At 63.7% G+C, this 17,044-nt stretch carries 16 protein-coding genes; 5 read left to right on the top strand and 11 right to left on the bottom strand.

The window, feature by feature from the left end:
• Window position 1 precedes the first annotated feature (1 nt).
• The 5 genes from KY494_RS21440 to KY494_RS21420 are packed head-to-tail and all read left to right on the top strand — an operon-like array spanning window position 2 to window position 4,518.
• A complete protein-coding gene (locus tag KY494_RS21440; RefSeq protein WP_219888166.1) occupies window positions 2-1,870 on the top strand; it encodes a general secretion pathway protein GspD in 1,869 nt (622 codons plus the stop codon).
• A 29-nt stretch (window positions 1,871-1,899) separates the two neighbouring features.
• The gene (locus tag KY494_RS21435; protein ID WP_219891688.1) at window positions 1,900-2,337 is read left to right on the top strand and encodes a type IV pilin protein; all 438 of its coding nucleotides are present in this window, start codon (window positions 1,900-1,902) and stop codon (window positions 2,335-2,337) included.
• On the top strand, window positions 2,337-2,726 hold the full coding sequence (locus tag KY494_RS21430; RefSeq protein WP_375143379.1) for a type IV pilin protein: 390 nt from the start codon (window positions 2,337-2,339) through the stop codon (window positions 2,724-2,726). The genes KY494_RS21435 and KY494_RS21430 overlap by 1 nt, the downstream gene beginning before the upstream one ends.
• The gene (locus KY494_RS21425; protein ID WP_257571941.1) at window positions 2,713-3,249 is read left to right on the top strand and encodes a type II secretion system protein; all 537 of its coding nucleotides are present in this window, start codon (window positions 2,713-2,715) and stop codon (window positions 3,247-3,249) included. Before KY494_RS21430 ends, KY494_RS21425 begins: the two co-directional genes overlap by 14 nt.
• A 45-nt stretch (window positions 3,250-3,294) precedes the next feature.
• Window positions 3,295-4,518: a Xaa-Pro peptidase family protein gene (locus tag KY494_RS21420; protein ID WP_219888164.1), complete on the top strand. Its 1,224-nt coding sequence runs from the start codon at window positions 3,295-3,297 to the stop codon at window positions 4,516-4,518.
• An 88-nt stretch (window positions 4,519-4,606) separates the two neighbouring features.
• Here the strand turns inward: KY494_RS21420 and KY494_RS21415 are convergent, their stop codons facing one another.
• The 11 genes from KY494_RS21415 to pcaF form a co-directional block, all read right to left on the bottom strand.
• Entirely contained in the window at window positions 4,607-6,157 is a 1,551-nt protein-coding gene (locus KY494_RS21415; protein WP_219888163.1) for a methyl-accepting chemotaxis protein, read from the bottom strand.
• A gap of 60 nt (window positions 6,158-6,217) precedes the next feature.
• Window positions 6,218-6,625, bottom strand: coding sequence for a hypothetical protein (locus KY494_RS21410; RefSeq protein ID WP_219888162.1), 408 nt, complete (start codon window positions 6,623-6,625; stop codon window positions 6,218-6,220).
• Window positions 6,626-6,635: 10 nt separating this feature from the next.
• On the bottom strand, window positions 6,636-7,898 hold the full coding sequence (locus KY494_RS21405; protein ID WP_219888161.1) for a hypothetical protein: 1,263 nt from the start codon (window positions 7,896-7,898) through the stop codon (window positions 6,636-6,638).
• A 413-nt stretch (window positions 7,899-8,311) separates the two neighbouring features.
• A complete protein-coding gene (paaZ, locus tag KY494_RS21400) occupies window positions 8,312-10,363 on the bottom strand; it encodes a phenylacetic acid degradation bifunctional protein PaaZ (RefSeq protein WP_219888160.1) in 2,052 nt (683 codons plus the stop codon).
• Between the two features lie 96 nt (window positions 10,364-10,459).
• Entirely contained in the window at window positions 10,460-11,074 is a 615-nt protein-coding gene (paaY, locus tag KY494_RS21395) for a phenylacetic acid degradation protein PaaY (protein WP_219888159.1), read from the bottom strand.
• Window positions 11,075-11,174: 100 nt separating this feature from the next.
• Window positions 11,175-11,906 carry an ABC transporter ATP-binding protein gene (locus KY494_RS21390; protein WP_258194961.1) on the bottom strand — a complete coding sequence of 244 codons (732 nt, stop codon included), beginning with the start codon at window positions 11,904-11,906 and terminating at the stop codon, window positions 11,175-11,177.
• On the bottom strand, window positions 11,906-12,661 hold the full coding sequence (locus KY494_RS21385; protein WP_086137156.1) for an ABC transporter ATP-binding protein: 756 nt from the start codon (window positions 12,659-12,661) through the stop codon (window positions 11,906-11,908). Before KY494_RS21385 ends, KY494_RS21390 begins: the two co-directional genes overlap by 1 nt.
• 1 nt (window position 12,662) lies before the next feature.
• Window positions 12,663-13,646, bottom strand: a complete 984-nt coding sequence (locus KY494_RS21380; protein ID WP_219888158.1) for a branched-chain amino acid ABC transporter permease — start codon at window positions 13,644-13,646, stop codon at window positions 12,663-12,665.
• Window positions 13,643-14,521 (bottom strand): branched-chain amino acid ABC transporter permease, encoded by an 879-nt coding sequence (locus KY494_RS21375; protein ID WP_219132674.1) that lies wholly within the window; start codon window positions 14,519-14,521, stop codon window positions 13,643-13,645. The genes KY494_RS21380 and KY494_RS21375 overlap by 4 nt, the downstream gene beginning before the upstream one ends.
• A 72-nt stretch (window positions 14,522-14,593) precedes the next feature.
• Window positions 14,594-15,745: an ABC transporter substrate-binding protein gene (locus tag KY494_RS21370; RefSeq protein ID WP_219132673.1), complete on the bottom strand. Its 1,152-nt coding sequence runs from the start codon at window positions 15,743-15,745 to the stop codon at window positions 14,594-14,596.
• 85 nt (window positions 15,746-15,830) lie between these two features.
• Window positions 15,831-17,036 (bottom strand): 3-oxoadipyl-CoA thiolase, encoded by a 1,206-nt coding sequence (gene pcaF, locus KY494_RS21365; protein ID WP_219888157.1) that lies wholly within the window; start codon window positions 17,034-17,036, stop codon window positions 15,831-15,833.
• Between the last annotated feature and the right edge of the window lie 8 nt (window positions 17,037-17,044).

The following is a 17,044-nucleotide window of genomic DNA, read 5'->3' as shown; positions in this document are numbered from 1 at the left end:
TATGTCTCGTACTATCCTCACCCTGCTCCCGGTGCTGTCCCTGCTGGCCGCCTGCGCCGGCAACCAGGCCTACAACGATGGCCAGGCCATGCTGGGCGCGGGCCGCACGGAACAGGGCCTGGCCTTGCTGGAGCAGGCGGCGCAGGCCGAACCGACCAACGCCAAGTACCGCATCGCCGTCACGAATGGCCGGATGCGCGCGCTGAACAACCTCAATGGCCGCGCCGAGGCGCTGCGCCAGCAGGGCAAGCTGCCCGAAGCACAAGCGCTGTACCAGCAGGCGCTGGCGCTGGACGCCAGCAACGACGTGGCACAGCGTGGCCTGGCCGGCGTGGCGCAGGATGAACGGCACCGCAAGCTGGTGCAGGAAGCGCAGGCCAGCTACCAGCGCGGCGGCGAAGCGAATGTCGCGCAAGCGCAGGAAGCCTTGCGCCAGGTGCTGCAAGAGCGTCCCGCACAGCGCGAGGCGCTGGCCCTGAAAAGCCGCATCGGCGACGAGCAGGCCAAAAGCCGGCCGGCCGGCGGCAAGCTGGCGGCCGCCTACCGCAAACCCGTGACCCTCGAATTTCGCGACGCGCCCCTGCGCTCCGTGTTCGACTTCATCAGCAAGGTGTCGGGACTGAACTTCGTCTTCGACAAGGAAGTCGACCCCGCCCTGCGCGCCACCATTTCCGTGCGCGACACCAGCATCAAAGAGGCGATTGCCATGCTGCTGGGCGCCAACCAGCTGGAGCAAAGCGTCACCAGCGACAAGTCGATCACGATCTACCCGAACACGCCGCAAAAGGTGAAGGATTACCAGCAACTGGTCGTACGCACTTTTTTCCTCGCCAACGCGGACGTCAAGACGGTGGCGTTTTCCATCAAGACCCTGCTCAAGGCCAAGGACGTCGTCACCGATGAGCGCCTGGGCATCATCATGCTGCGCGATACGCCGGAAATGGTGCGCATGGCCGAGCGCATCATCAACGTGCAGGACCTGGCCGACCCGGAAGTGATGCTGGAAGTGGAGGTTCTGGAAGTCAAGCGCACGCGCCTGATGGAACTGGGCGTGCGCTGGCCGGACCAGGCCAACCTGACACTGGCCGGCATCGGCAGCGGCTTGGGTGGCCTGAAGGTGGCCGACCTGCACCGCATCAATGGCGACAATATCAACCTGGGCATCGGCGGCGTCACCCTGAACGCCAACAAGACCGATAGCGACAGCAATATCCTCGCCAACCCGCGCATCCGCGTACGCAACAAGGAAAAGGCCAAGATCCTCATCGGCGACCGCGTGCCCGTCATTACCGTCACGACGAACAACGGCGTCAGTTCCGACAGCGTCAACTACATCGAGGTGGGACTGAAGCTCGACGTGGAGCCGAACGTCTACCTGGACGACGAGGTGGCCATCAAGATCAACCTGGAAGTGTCGAACGTCGTCAAGGAAGTGATCAGCAAAACGGGCACGCAGGCTTACCAGATCGGCACGCGCAGCGCTTCCACCGTGCTGCGCCTGAAGGATGGCGAGACGCAGGTGCTGGCAGGCCTGATCAGCGACGAAGACCGGGGCACGGCCAACAAAGTGCCCGGCGTGGGCGAGCTGCCCGTGTTAAACCGTCTGTTCGGCAGCCAGAAGGACGACGCCATGCGCAGCGAGATCGTGCTGTCGATCACGCCGCGCCTGCTGCGCAGCATCCGCCGCCCGGACCTGATGACGGCCGAGTTCAACTCGGGCACCGAGGCATCCGTGGGCGGCCGCGCCAGCGTCGGCGGTACGCTTGACGCCATCGTCACGCCAGAGCAGGCCGCGCCGCGCACCGGCTCGCCCATGACGGGCGGCGACGAGGCGCCCGCCGCCGACAAGACAAGCAAAGGTGGCCAGTGAAGCATAAAGGCTTTACCTTCATCGAACTGATGATCACCCTGGCCATCATGGCGACCCTGGCCACGGTGGCCGTGCCGATGGCGCAGGTGGCCTTGCAACGGGCGAAGGAGCAGGAATTGCGCAGCGCCCTGATCGAGATACGCGAAGCCATCGATACCTACAAGCGCGCCTCGGACAATGGCCGCATCAAGCTGTCGCTGGGCGCCTCCGGCTATCCGAAAAAACTTGAGGAACTGGTCGAGGGCGTGCCCGACCAGCGCAGTCCCTCGAAGCAGAACATCTATTTTTTGCGCCGCCTGCCGCGCGACCCATTCCAGCCCAGGGAAGAAGGCAGCGCCGCCGACAGTTGGAGCAAGCGCGCCTATGCCTCGCCGCCAGACAATCCCAGCGAAGGCGAGGACGTATTCGACGTCGCCTCGCGCTCGACCAAGGTGGGCCTGAACGGCGTGCCGCTCAAGGAATGGTGATGTCGATGCCCTGCTCTACTCCGCGCCGCGGTTTTACCCTGGTCGAATTGCTGGTGGTGCTGGCGATCATCTCGCTGCTGCTGACGATTGCCATTCCCCGCTATTTCGGCTCGGTGGAAAAATCAAAGGAAGTCGCGCTGAAGGAAAACCTGCAAGTGCTCAGGAGCGGCCTCGATAAATACTACGCCGACAAGGGAGAATATCCGGCCGCGCTGGCCGACCTCGTGACCCACCATTACTTCCGCAGCGTACCGCTGGACCCCGTCACGGAGTCCGCCGCCACCTGGCAGTTGATCCCTTCTCCGAATGGCGAGATCAGCGGCGTGGCCGACGTGCGCAGCGGCGCCAAGGGCAAGACGCGCGAGGGCATCCCCTTTGAGCAGCTCTAGTTTTCGACGCCGCGCGCGGGGCTTCGCGTATATCTGGACCCTGATGCTGGTGGCCTTCATGGGTGTCGGCCTGGTGTTGGCCAGCGAATTGCATGCCACGGCCGCGCGGCGCGAGAAGGAGCGCGAGCTGCTGTTCATCGGCCATGAATTCCGCAATGCGCTGGGCCGTTACTACGACAGCACGCCGGGCGACGGGCGGCCCCGCTACCCCTTGACGTTGCAGGAGCTGCTGCGCGATCCGCGCTTTGCCAACGCCCGGCGGCACTTGCGCCGCCTGTATGCGGACCCGGTCACTGGGAAGGCAGAGTGGGGCGTGCTGCGGCAGGAGGGACGCATCGTCGGCATCCATTCGCTCTCGCCGCAGATCCCCATCAAGCAGGACAACTTCCTCGACGAAGATGCCAGCCTGCGCCGCAAGCAGCGCTACGCGGACTGGCATTTTACCTATCCGCACGACCTGATGCTGGCCCAGCCCGATGCCGCTGGCGGCGCGCCGGGACTCAAGCCGAAAGGCGCAAACTGATATCATGCGTCCTTTCCGTATCACGCATCGAACAAAGGAGCAGGCATGAGCATAGGTGGCACTTCCATCGAACAGGCATTGGCATCGTTGTCGGACATGACGGGCGGCATGGTCGCCATCGGCAAGGCCGAACATGCGCAACGTATCGCCAGGGCGCAAGCGTTCATGCGCGACCAGGGCATCACCGCGATCTACCTGAACGCGGGCGCCAACCTCACCTATTTCACGGGTACCAAATGGTATGCCAGCGAACGCATGGTGGGCGCCATCCTGCCGGCCAGCGGCGAGATCGAATACATTGCCCCAGCCTTCGAGGAAAGCACCTTGACGGGCTTCATGCTCATCGAGGGCAAGGTCAATTGCTGGGAAGAGCATGAAAGCCCGTACCAGCTGTTCGTCGACGTGCTGGCGCGCATGGGGATAGCCCAGGATGTGGCTGCGCCGCCGCGCGTGGGCATCTGCGAAAGCGCCGCCTTCTTCATCTATGACGGCATCCAGCCGCTGGCTCCCGGCTACGCGCTGGAAAACGCACGCGCCGTCACGGCGTACTGCCGCAGCCGCAAATCAGCCGCCGAAATCGCCCTGATGCAGCGCGTGATGGACATGACCCTGGCCGTGCACGTGGCCACGGCCAGCATGCTGGTCGAAGGCATCACGACGGTGGAAGTGGAGGAATTCATCCAGCGCGCGCACCGCAAGGTGGGAGCGCCACGCTCGTATTTTTGCATCGTGCTGTTCGGCGAAGCGACCGCCTACCCGCATGGCGTCAACTATGTGCAGACCTTGAAGCCGGGCGACACGGTGTTGATCGACACGGGTTGCCAGGTGATGAACTACATCTCCGACATCACGCGCACTTACGTGTTTGGGGCCATCAGCGAACGCCAGCGCAGCGTGTGGAACAGCGAAAAGGCGGCCCAGGCAGCCGCATTCGCCGCTGCCCAGTTGGGCGTACCGTGCGGCGACGTGGACCGCGCCGCGCGCGTGTCGCTGGAGGCAGACGGCTTCGGCCCCGGCTACAAGCTGCCGGGCCTGCCGCACCGCACCGGCCACGGCATCGGCCTCGATATCCACGAATGGCCTTACCTGGTGGGCAACGACACGACGCCGCTCGACGTGGGCATGTGCTTCTCGAACGAGCCGATGATCTGCATCCCCGGCGAATTCGGCATCCGCCACGAAGACCATTTCTACATGACGCAAGACGGTCCGCGCTGGTTCACGCAGCCGGCGCACAGCATCGACGATCCGTTCGGGCTGCAGCGCTAAGCCGGGTGTTGGATTACGCTGCGCTAATCCAACCTACGCCATGCCATGCAGGTCAAGCTGGTATCACCGCAATGCCAGGTAGGTCGGATTAGCGCCCTGCGCGTAATCCGACACAGCGCCCCCCCTGCGCCAGCTTGAACACGGCCAGCGCCACGCCCAGTTGCACGGCCTGCTCCTGCAGCGATTCGGCCGCCGCTGACGCCTCTTCCACCAGCGCGGAGTTTTGCTGCGTCATCTGGTCCATGCTGCCGATGGCCACGCCGATATCGCCGATGCCGACGCTCTGCGCCTGGCTCGCAGCGCTGATTTCGGCCATGATGTCGGCCACTTTTTTCACCGAGTCGACGATCTGGCACATGGTCAGCCCCGCCTCGTCGACCAGCTTCGAACCTACGTTCACCCTGGCCACCGAATCGCCGATCAATTGCTTGATCTCGCGCGCCGCTGCCGCGCTGCGCTGCGCCAGGTTGCGCACTTCGGATGCCACCACGGCAAAGCCGCGTCCCTGTTCGCCCGCGCGCGCCGCTTCCACGGCCGCGTTCAAGGCCAGGATATTCGTCTGGAAAGCGATGCCGTCGATCACGCCGATGATGTCGACGATGCGTTTCGATGAATCGTTGATCTCGCCCATGGTGGTGACCACCTGGCTGACCACTTGCCCGCCCTTCACGGCAACCGAGGAGGCCGACACCACCAGTGCATGCGCCTGCCCCGCATTGGCGGCGTTGTCGCGCACGGTAGAAGTCAGGCTATCCATGCTGCGCGCCGTCTGATCCAGGCTGCCCGCCTGCGATTCCGTGCGCGCGGCCAGGTCCGCATTGCCCTGCGCGATTTCAGCGCTGGCCACCTGAATGGTTTCAGCCGATGCTTTGATGTCGGAGACCATGCCACCGAGCTTGGCGCGCATGTCCTTCAGCGCCGCCAGCAAGCTGGCCTGGTCGCCCGCTTCGGTCTCGATGTGCATCGAGAGGTCGCCATCGGCCACGGCGCGCGCGATCTGGCGCGCATATTCGGGTTCGCCGCCCAGCTGCTGCCAGATGGCGCGCACGACGAAATGCGACACGGCCACCAGGCAGACGATCACGGCCAGCGCCACGGCGATGCTGGTATTGAGCGCATTGCGCACGTTGGCCGCGCTGCGCTCGATGCCCTGCTTGAACTGCAATTGCGCCTGCTCGTTGGTCTTTGCCAGGTCCGTATTGAGCACCGCCAGCGCACCCTGCATGCGCGCCACGGTCGCTTGCGGGTCGCCCTCTTCCATTTCCAGCATGATGCGCGCCGCGCTCAGCGCCGGCGCATAGTAGGCATCGAATTCCTTTGCCAGGCGCAGGCCCTGTTCGCGCTGGCCCGGGATCGCCGCAAAGGCGTCCAGCTTGGCGCGCAGCTTGACGGCCTGGCCGCCGACTTGCCCGATGCGCTCCTTGTCGCCTTCGCTGACGGCATCGCGCAGGGCGTCGCCGACGGCTGCCACGTCCAGGGTCAGCGACTTGGCCATGTCGAGCACGGGATAGTCGGCACTTTCGGTAGCGTGGATGGAATTGAGCGTGGCCGTGGACAGATAGGCACTGACGGCCAGTCCCAGCCCGAAAATCACGGCCGAGACGACGGGCAGCGCCCATATCTTGCGTTTGATGCTCATTGCTGTCTCCTGATTTGATGAATTATCGGGCCGCCGCATGACGCGCGGCCCGAACCGGCTTTATGGCGCCGTCAGCACCACTTTGACGGTGCCGTCGACGGCACTCTTTTCGATATAGCCGATGGCTTTCGGATCGGCCGCCACGGCCTTCTTCACGTCGGCGCTATTGGCCACTTCCTTCGGCAAGGTCGCCTTGCCCGTGAAAACCAGCTTGGACCACAGGGCCTTCGCTTGCGACGGTTCCTTGTCCGTCACCTTCTTGTAGAACTCGGCGCGCACGGGGGCGCTTTCCGGCTGGTCGATCGGCGTCATGGCCGTCGATTTACCGAGGAAAAATTGCGCCACCTGTTCGTTCGTCATGGCGCCGGCGGCGCTCTTGGCATTGACCACCACGACCACTTCGGCCATGACGGGCACGCTCATCGACAAGGCCAGCAAGGCAGCCACATTCACAATCAATGGTTTCATGCGGCACTCCTTAGAAAACGAAATCGATGGCGGCGGCAGCCACCGTGACAGGGCCATGGAAGCCTGGCTTGGCTTGCACGAACAGGCCCGGGCCATTCTTCGGCCTGATGCGGTCGATCTGCACTTTCAGCGCGGCCGAACGGTGGAAATCCCAGCGCACGCCGATGCTGTCCGTCGATTGCTCGAGCTGGTTGCGCATATAAGCGAGGGTGTCGACGCCGGCCGACAGGGCGCGCAGGGTCGGCGTGCAGGCGGCCGGATAGCCGGCAGGGCAGGATGCGGGCACGGTGTTGTTCACGCGGCCATCGGCCTTCAGGCTGGCGTGGCTGTAGTACGGCAGGAAGGCGCCGATGCGATAACCTCCCATCACGTACCACGAGGTGCTGTCGCTGACATAGCTGTCCGTCTTGCGCTTCGCATATTCGGACTGCAGCAGCACATTGTTCCAGTCCAGGCCCAGGCCCACGGACGTGAAGGACGCCTTCTTGTCCTTGACTTCCAGCGCATCGGCCAGGGCGCCCAGCTGGGCGATCTTGTAGCCGCCGCCGGCCGCGCGCAAGCTGCCCATCAGGGTGTTCAGGCTGGGCGAATCGTTGATCGTCAGCTTGGTCTCGGCGCGGCCGAAACGCACGGTGAGGGGGCCATGTTCGGCCACCACGTTGAGGGCGACGATGGACTTGCCTTCCACCTGCACGGTCGAAGCGGGACCCGTGGCCAGGGTGGCCTTGGTGCGGCCCAGCGCCAGCTGCGTGGTGATGCTGGTGTCGCCCGCGCTGAACTGGTAGGTGGCGTCGATGCCGTCGATGCTGTTCAGCGGTACCTGCGAATACATTTCTCCCGGTGGGCGCAGCATGGTGTTGGCATAGCCCACGTTACGGTAATCGGAAATCATGAAGACGGGCAGACCCATGCGGCCAACGCGCACACTGAAGCTGTCCGACACCTTGGCCTTGGCAAAAGCCCAGGCAAGTTCGGCGCCAAAATCATCCTCGCCATCCTTGCGCGCCAGGCCTTGCACGGTGGCCGACAGCCAGGGGTTGACGGTGACATTAGCTTGCAAGCCCAGGTTGGAATCGATGCCCGTGCGGCCAGTGCGGCCGGCACCGGCGGCCTGGTTCGGACGCGCGAACTGCGCGTTGTCGGTATCGGCCAAGGTCAGCGCGGCGGTGCCGTAACCGCTGATCTTGACCGCGGGGCCAGCGGCCTCTTCGGCGTAGGCATGACTGATGGCCAGGGGCATGACCATCAGGAAAATCAGGACGTGTTTATTCATAGTAATTAAATACCCGTAGCGGTGAACATTAATCGTGGAGTGGACTCGAGGTCGATGGCTCACCAGCCGTAAAAGGCCGGGTCCGTTTTTTTCGCGCCACCATCGCCTTGGGTGTGCATGGCGGCGTGACCAGTGAGTAAAACCATGCTACAGAGAAAAGGTTTTACGTTGGAAAGTTTTCTTGAGGCAATGAGCGAATTGCCCCATTTTCACGAAAAAAGCACGCGTTCTAGAGGGGTTTATCTAAATAGCACGCCGTGCAAAACCACACTTTCGCTATATTTTTCATACACTTATGAATAATTCAAGAGAAAAATAATTAGCCTGCACCTGAACCGTGTGGCGCCCATAAAAAAACGCCACCCGCGCGAAGATCGCGGGCGGCGCCGTTCAATGTCGTACTGCAGAAACGTTTATTCGCGCTTCGATACCAGGGTCAGAATATCGTAGCTGGCCACCAGTTCTTCGTTCTGGTTCGTCACCTGCACGTCCCACGCCACCACGCCCTGGCCCACGCCGAAGACGTCCTTGCGGTTGCGGTCGACCTTGCGCTTGCACGTGAGGCGGGCGCGGATGGTGTCGCCGATGGCGACGGGGGCGACGAAGCGCAGGTTGTCCAGACCGTAGTTGGCCAGCACGGGACCGACGCCAGGCGAGACGAACAGGCCGGCGGCGGCCGACAGCACGAAGTAGCCGTGGGCGATGCGCTTGCCGAACTGCGATTCCTTGGCCGCGATTTCGTCGAAGTGCATGTAGAAGAAGTCGCCTGAAATACCGCCGAAAGCGACGATGTCCGCTTCGCTGACCGTGCGGCGGTGCGTGAGCAGCGAATCGCCCGTCTTCAGGTCCTCGAAGTGCTTGCGGAACGGGTGGATCGGACTTTCGTTGACATCCGCGCCGCGCACGTATTCGCCCGTGATCGCCGCCAGCATGGTCGGCGAGCCTTGCACGGCCGCCCGTTGCAGGTAGTGGCGCACGGCGCGCACGCCGCCCAGTTCCTCGCCGCCGCCCGCGCGGCCAGGGCCGCCGTGCTTCAGTTGCGGCAGGGGCGAGCCATGGCCCGTCGAATCGACGGACGCCACGCGATCGAGCACGTGCACGCGGCCGTGCGTGGCCGCCACTTGCGGCACCACGCGCGCGGCGATCTTCGGATCGCGCGTCACCAGGGTGCTCACCAGGCTGCCCTTGCCGCGCGCGGCCAGGGCCAGCGCTTCATCGATGTCCTTGTAGCCCATCATGGTGCTGACGGGGCCAAACGCTTCCACATCATGCACGGCATCGTTGCCGAAGGCGTCGCGGCACAGCAGCAAGGTCGGCGAGAAGAAGCTGCCGTCCTGCGCGCCATCGCCCAGGGGATTGAAACCGTCGGCCGCGCCGAACACCACTTCGTTACCCTGCGACAGGGTGGCGACCCGTTCGGCCACGTCATTTTGCTGTTCCTTCGACGCCAGCGCGCCCATGCGCACGCCTTCGATGGACGGGTCGCCCACCACCACCTTGGCCAGGCGTTCGCGCAAGCGCGTGCCGACGGCGTCCATCAGGTGCTCGGGCACGATGATGCGGCGAATCGCCGTGCACTTCTGGCCCGACTTGCCTGTCATTTCGCGTACGACTTCCTTGACGAACAGGTCGAATTCCACATCGTCGGGCGTGACGTCCGGCGCCAGGATGGCGCAGTTGAGCGAGTCGGCTTCGCCGTTGAAGGGCACGGACTGGGCGATCAGGTTGGAATTCGTGCGCAGCTTGGCGGCCGTGGCGGCCGACCCTGTAAACGTGACGAAATCCTGGCCATTCAGGCGGTCCAGCAAGTCGCCCGTGGAACCGATCACCAGTTGCAGGCTGCCAGCCGGCAGCAAGCCCGATTCATGCATCATGCGCACGACGGCTTGCGTCAGATAGCTCGTCGCCGTGGCCGGCTTGGCGATGCAGGGCATGGCCGCCAGGAAGCTCGGTGCAAATTTTTCCAGCAGACCCCAGATGGGGAAATTGAAGGCGTTGATGTGCACGGCCAGGCCGCCGCGCGGCACCAGGATGTGCGTGCCGGCGAAGCCGCCTTTTTTACCGAGGGCGATGGCCGGGCCTTCGTGCAGCACGTTCGACGACGGCAGCTCGTTGCTGCCCATGCTGGCGTAGGCGAACAGCGTGCCCGTGCCGCCTTCGATATCGACCCAGCTATCGGCGCGCGTGGCGCCCGACAGGTGCGAGATCGCATACAGCTCTTCCTTGCGCTCGACCAGGTACAGGGCCAATGCCTTCAGGCGCGCGGCGCGCTGCTGGAAATCCAGCGCCATCAGGCCCGGCACGCCCGTCTTGCGCGCATACGTGACGGCTTCGTCGAAGTCGATCTTTTCCGCATGCGTGTGATAGATGACGCGGTTGTTCAAGGCGCTATGCAGGGGCACGGCGGCGCTTTCGCCCAGCCAGCGGCCGGCGATCAGGCTTTGCAAAGTGGATATGTGAGCCATGTGGTTTCTCCGTAAAACGAGGGTGTTGGTGACGTTGGTGGTGGTGTCGGATTACGCGGGGCGCTGCCCCGCTAATCCGACCTACGCCCATATTATTTATTGCGCGGCGGCGTTCTTGTGCAAGTGCAGCGGCAACGCGGAATCGAAATTCAGACGCTGGCGGTTCGCCTCGACTTCCGTCAAGGCGTCCACCTCGCGCATCGTCTGCATCGAGCGCACGGCCAGTTCGTGGTACTGGCCCGTGCCCGAGCTTTTCCATTTGATTTCATCGTCGGTGAGCGACCGTATCACCTTGGCCGGCGTGCCGACCACCATGCTGCGCGGCGCGACGATCATGCCCGCCTTGACGAAACTCATGGCGGCGACGATGGATTCCTCGCCGATGATGGCGTTGTCCATCACCACGGCGTTCATGCCGACGAGCGCATTGCGGCCGATGCGGCAGCCATGCAGCACGGCGCCGTGGCCGATATGACCATCGACTTCGACCACCGTGTCGCAGCCGGGAAAACCGTGCATGACGCAGGTGTCCTGCAGATTCGCGCCCTCTTCCAGGATCAATCGGCCGAAGTCGCCGCGGATCGAGGCCAGCGGACCGATATAGCAGCGCGGGCCGACGATCACATCGCCGATCAGCACGGCCGACGGGTGCACGTAGGCGCTGGGGTGGACGACGGGGGTGACGCCGTTGATTTCGTAGACTTTGACCATAAAAACTCCTATATGCCTTGAGATAAAGCGTGCTTTCAGCCCAAGACCTCAACTGCCGGGGTCGGCCCCTCAGGGTCCGACCCCAGTCTCTGCTCTTGGGTTACATGCCCAGATAGGCACTTTGTACCTGCTCGTTATGCAGCAATTCGGAACCGGGACCGGACAAGGTGATGGCGCCCGTCTCGATCACATAGCCGACGTCGGCGATCGACAGGGCCGCGTGCGCGTTCTGCTCGACGAGGAAGATGGTGATGCCCTGGTCGCGCAGCTCGGCCACGATGCGGAAAATTTCCGCGATCAGGAGCGGCGCCAGGCCCATGCTCGGTTCATCGAGCAGCAGCAGTTGCGGACGGCCCATCAGCGCGCGCGCCATGGCCAGCATCTGCTGCTGTCCGCCGGACAGCGTACCGGCCAGCAGCAAGCGCTTTTCCTTCAGGATCGGGAACAGCCCATACATGCGCTCCATGTCGCCGGCCACGTCCTGCGCGGGGCGCGTAAAGGCGCCCAGGCGCAGATTGTCTTCCACCGTCATGGGGCCGAACACTTGGCGCCCTTCCGGCACCTGGCAAATGCCGCTGCGCACGCGCTTGTCGGCGCTCATGCGGCTGACGTCCTGGCCGGCGAAGGCGATGCTGCCCGCGCTGATCGGCTGCACGCCGGAAATGGCGCGCAGCAGGGTCGTCTTGCCAGCGCCATTCGCGCCCACCAGCGCCACCAGCTGGCCCTGGCGCACTTGCAGGTCGATGCCGTGCAGGGCCTGGATGCGGCCGTAATGGCTGGTCAGGCCGGCGATATCGAGCACCAGCGGTGTCTGAGGTTTTTCCATCTTCATCATGCCGCCACTCCCAGGTATGCCGCCACCACGTCGGGATTGGCGCGCACTTCGGCGGCGGTCCCTTCGGCCAGCTTCTTGCCATAGTCGAGCACCAGGATATGGTCCGACAGATTCATCACCAGTTTCATGTCATGCTCGACCAGCACCACCGTCACGCCCGATTGCGCCACCTTGCGTATCAAGGCTTCGATCTCGCCCGTCTCCGTGTGGTTCAGGCCAGCCGCCGGCTCATCGAGCAGCAGCACCTTCGGCTTGGCCGCCAGCGCGCGCGCGATTTCCAGGCGTTTTAATGCGCCATACGACATCTGTCCCGCCTCGTCGTCGATATGCCGGCCCACGCCGACAAACTCCATCAGGCCCGCGGCCTCGTCGCGACAGGCCGCGTCGGCACGGCGCACGGACGGCAAACGCAACATGGAGGCGAACAGGTTCTGGTTCAGGCGCAGGTGCGCGCCCACCATCACATTGTCGATGGCCGTCATGTTCATGCACACCTGCAGGTTCTGGAAGGTACGGCTCATGCCGCGCCGCGCCAGCGCGTCGGGCGGCATGGCGGCCACGTTTTCGCCATTCAGCAGAATCTCGCCCCGGGTCGGCGTGTACACACCCGTGATCAAATTGAACAAGGTCGTCTTGCCGGCGCCGTTCGGCCCGATCACGGAATGGATATTGCCTTCCTTGACAGTGAAGCTCACGTCCTGCACCGCGTGCACGCCGCCGAAGCTCTTGCTCAAGTTGTTAATCGTCAGCATCTCACACCTCCTGTGCCGGTTTGGCGGGCGCCTTGGGCACCCCTGCCCGCTTGCGCGAACGGCTGGCCAGGCTCGGTACGAGGCCCTTGGGCATGAAGATCATGGTGGCCATCAGGATCACGCCAAACACCACCGTCTCCCAGCCTTCAAAACTGGACAGCAGTTGCGGCAGGATCGTCAACAGCGCGGCACCGATGATGGAACCGAAGATCGACGCCATGCCGCCCACCACCACCATCGTCACCAGCTCGATCGAGTGGAAGAAGCCGGCCAGGTTGGGGGTGATGAAACCGATGTAATGGGCGCTGATGCTGCCCGCGATGCTGGCAATGACGGCCGACAGCACGAACACGCGCACCTTGAAGCGGGTCGTATCGACGCCGACCACGCGGGCCGCCACTTCCGAGCCGTGGATCGCCTGCAGCGCGCGGCCGACGGGCGAATCGATCAGGTTCAGCGCCAGCCAGGTGACCAGCAACAGCAGCACGGCGCACACCAGGTACCACGATTTTTCACCGGCGATTTCCAGGCCGGCGACACTGAAGGCGGACACGCCGATGCCATCGGGGCCGCCCGTCCATTGCGTCTCGTTGTTGATGACGATGGAAATGATGATGCCCAGGCCCAGAGTCGCCATGGCCAGGGTATGGCCCTTGAGTTTCAATACGGGGCGGGCCAGCAGCAAGGCCAGCAAGCCCGTGGCGACGGCGCCGGCGGCCAGGGCGGCCAGCGGCGGCCAGCCGTAGTGCGTGGTCAGCACGGCCGATGCATACGCACCCAGGCCATAGAAACCCGCGTGACCGAGGCTGATCTGGCCCGTGTAGCCCATCAAGAGGTTCAGGCCGATGACGACGATGGCGTTCAGGGCGATGCGGATCGCCACGTCATAATAGAACGCATTGGTGAGGAACAGCGGCAGGATGGCCAGCACCAGGGCCAGCACCAGCAAGCCACCATGGCGCGAGCGTGTCAAAAAGTTGGTCATACACGCTCCGAATTTTTAGCGCCAAACAAGCCTTGCGGCAGGAAGAACAGGATCAACAAGATCAGCACGAACGGCACGGCGTCCTTGTAGGCCGAGGAGATGTAGCCGGCCGTCATGGCTTCGGCGATGCCGAGGATCAGGCCACCGGCAATCGCACCCGCGCCGCCACCGAGGCCACCGAGGACGGCAGCGACAAAGCCTTTCAGGCCCAGCATGATGCCCGCGTCATACGAGGTATACGTGATCGGCGCGACGAGGATGCCGCCCGCCGCGCCCAGCAAGGCCGACAGGCCGAACGAAAACAGCAGCACCTTGCGCGTGTTGATGCCCACCAGTTGCGCAGCCAGCTTGTTGTGCGAGGTGGCCAGCATGGCCTTGCCCATCAGGGTGCGACCGAAGAACCAGCCCAGCACCAGCACGATGACAATGGTCACGCCCAGCACCCACAGGCTTTGCGGCAGCAGGCTGGCGCCCAAAAATTCGATCGGCGTATCGCCGGAAAAGGCGGGCAGTGTATGCGTATCCTTGCCCAGCCAGATTTGCACCAGGCCGCGCAGCACCAGCGAGGCGCCGATGGTGATGATCAACAGGGTGATGACCTGCGCATTTTGCGCCGGTTCGATCACGGTTTTTTCCATCAGCAGGCCAACCAGGCCCGTTGCGATGACGGCCAGGATGATGGCCAGCGGCAGCGGCACGCCGGCGGCCGACATCACGGCGGCCAGCATCCCGCCCAGCATGATGAATTCGCCTTGCGCGAAATTGATCACGCCGCTGGTGTTGTAGATGATGGTAAAGCCCAGCGCCGCCAGCGCGTAGGCGGAACCGACCGTCATCCCGGAATACAGAAATTGTAGAAATTGAGCGACTTCCATGGTGTCTCCATTATGTTCGGCTACGCGCGGACCGCCTTCGAGGGCAGTCCGCGCAGGTACTTCTGGCTTACATTATTTCGACAATTGCCATTCGCCGTTCTTCACTTCCACCATGCGGAACGCCGACAGGTCCAGGCCCATATGGTCTTTGGCCGACATGTTGAAGACACCGGTGGTGCCGACAAAACCCTTGGTCTGTTCCAGTGCCGTGCGCACTTTTTCGCGGTCCGTGCCGCCGGCGCGCTTGATGGCGTCCACCGACAGGTTCAGGGCATCGAGCGCATAGCCGCCAAAGGTCGACGGATCGATCTTGTAGCGCTCTTTATACGTCTTGTCGTAGCCGACCACGATGGCCTTCTGCGCGTCGCTGTCGGGCAGCATGGCGCCGATCAGCAGGGCTGGCGTCGGCAGGCGCACGCCTTCGGCGGCTTTGCCCGACAGCTTCAGATACTCGTCCGACGCCACGCCGTGCGACTGGTACAACGGCAGCGCGGACATGCCCAGCTGGCCGTAGTTCTTGGTCACCACGGCCGGCCCCTGGCCCAGGCCAAAGACGAATACGGCTTGCACGCCGGCCGTATTCTTGATGCGCGTGAGCTGCGCCGTGATGTCCGTGTCTTTCGGACCGTAGGTTTCATCGGCCACCAGGGTGATGCCATATTTGGAGGCGACGATCTGCGATTCCTTGCGGCCCGAGGCGCCGAAGCCGCTCGTTTCCGACAGCAGGCCGACCTTGCTGATGCCGCGCTTCTTCATGTCCTCGAACACCTTCTCGGCTGCCATGCGGTCCGTATGCGGCGTCTTGAACACCCATTTCTTCACGGGATCGATGATGACCACGGCGCCCGCCAGCGAAATGAACGGCATGCTGGCACGCTCCACCAGCGGCGCCATCGCCATCGTCGCACCGGTGGTGGTGCCGCCGATCAGTACATCGACCTTGTCCGACTCGATCAGGCGCTTGGTAAAGCCGTTGGCCTTGGCCGCATCGCTGCCGTCATCGTAGTGCACCAGTTCCAGCTTGCGCCCCAGCACACCGCCGGCCGCATTGATTTTCTCGATATACAGCTGCAGGGTTTTCAGTTCGGGGTCGCCCAGAAAGGCGGCAGGTCCCGTGACGGACAGCACGGAACCGATCTTGATGTTCTCGGCCGCATACGCGCCCGCGGCGGACATGGCCAGCACGCCGGCGATCAGGGTTTTCTTGAAAATATTGGCAATCATTGTGGTCTCCACCAGGTTGGCACTACGGTCAATTATGGTTGGCGCTTTTTTGCAAGCCTGCGCCTTTTTTTTTGTTTTTACTCGTTTATACGCGTTCAATGACGACAGCAATACCCTGCCCCACGCCGATGCACATGGTGCACAGCGCATAGCGCCCGCCCGTGCGTTCCAGCTGATTCAGAGCAGCCATCACCAGGCGCGCGCCCGATGCGCCCAATGGATGGCCGATGGCGATCGCGCCGCCATTCGGATTCACGTGGGCCGCGTCGTCGGCCAGGCCCAGGTCGCGCGTGACGGCCAGCGCCTGCGCCGCAAACGCTTCATTGAGTTCGATGACGTCCATCTGTTCGATGGTCAATCCTGTCTGCGCCAGCACCTTGCGCGACGCCGGCGAAGGCCCAAAACCCATGATGCGCGGCGCCAGGCCGGCCGTGGCCATGCCCAGCACCTTTGCGCGCGGCGTCAATTTGTATTTATCCACGGCGGCGGCGGACGCCAGCAGGATGGCGCAGGCGCCGTCGTTCAAGCCCGAGGCGTTGCCGGCCGTGACCGTGCCGTCGGCCTTGACTACGCCTTTCAGTTTCGCCAGCATCTCCAGCGAGGTATCCGGGCGCGGATGCTCATCCATCGTCACCATCTTCGGCTCGCCCTTTTTCTGCGGCACGGCGACGGGCACGATTTCGCGATCGAAGACGCCAGCCGCGTTGGCGGCGGCCCAGCGCTGCTGGCTGCGCAAGGCCAGACCATCCTGGTCAGCGCGGCTGATGCCAAATTCCACGGCCACGTTTTCCGCCGTTTCCGGCATGGTGTCGATGCCGTACTGCGTTTTCATCTTGCCGTTGACGAAGCGCCAGCCCAGGGTCGTGTCTTCAATTTTCGCCGCGCGCGAGAACGCGCTGTCAGCCTTGCCCATCACGAATGGCGCGCGCGTCATGCTTTCCACGCCGCCGGCAATGATCAGCTCCGCCTCGCCCGCTTTGATGGAGCGGGCGGCCATGCCCACGGCGTCCAGGCTGGAGCCGCACAGGCGGTTGATGGTATTGGCCGGTACTGCCGCCGGCAAACCGGCCAGCAGCGCGGCCATGCGGCCCACGTTGCGGTTGTCTTCGCCCGCCTGGTTGGCGCAGCCGTAGAACACATCGTCGATGGCGGACCAATCGACGGAAGGATTGCGGGCGATCAGCGCGGCAATCGGCAGCGCGCCCAGGTCGTCCGCGCGCACGCTGGAGAGTGCACCGCCATAGCGGCCAAACGGGGTGCGTACGGCGTCACAGATAAAGGCTTCGTTCATGTTTGCTT

Origin of the sequence: Janthinobacterium sp. PAMC25594 (assembly GCF_019443505.1) — a bacterium.
GTDB lineage: Bacteria > Pseudomonadota > Gammaproteobacteria > Burkholderiales > Burkholderiaceae_D > Janthinobacterium.
Note: the sequence above shows the minus strand (reverse complement) of the source record. Positions and strands in the feature narration are given on the sequence as shown.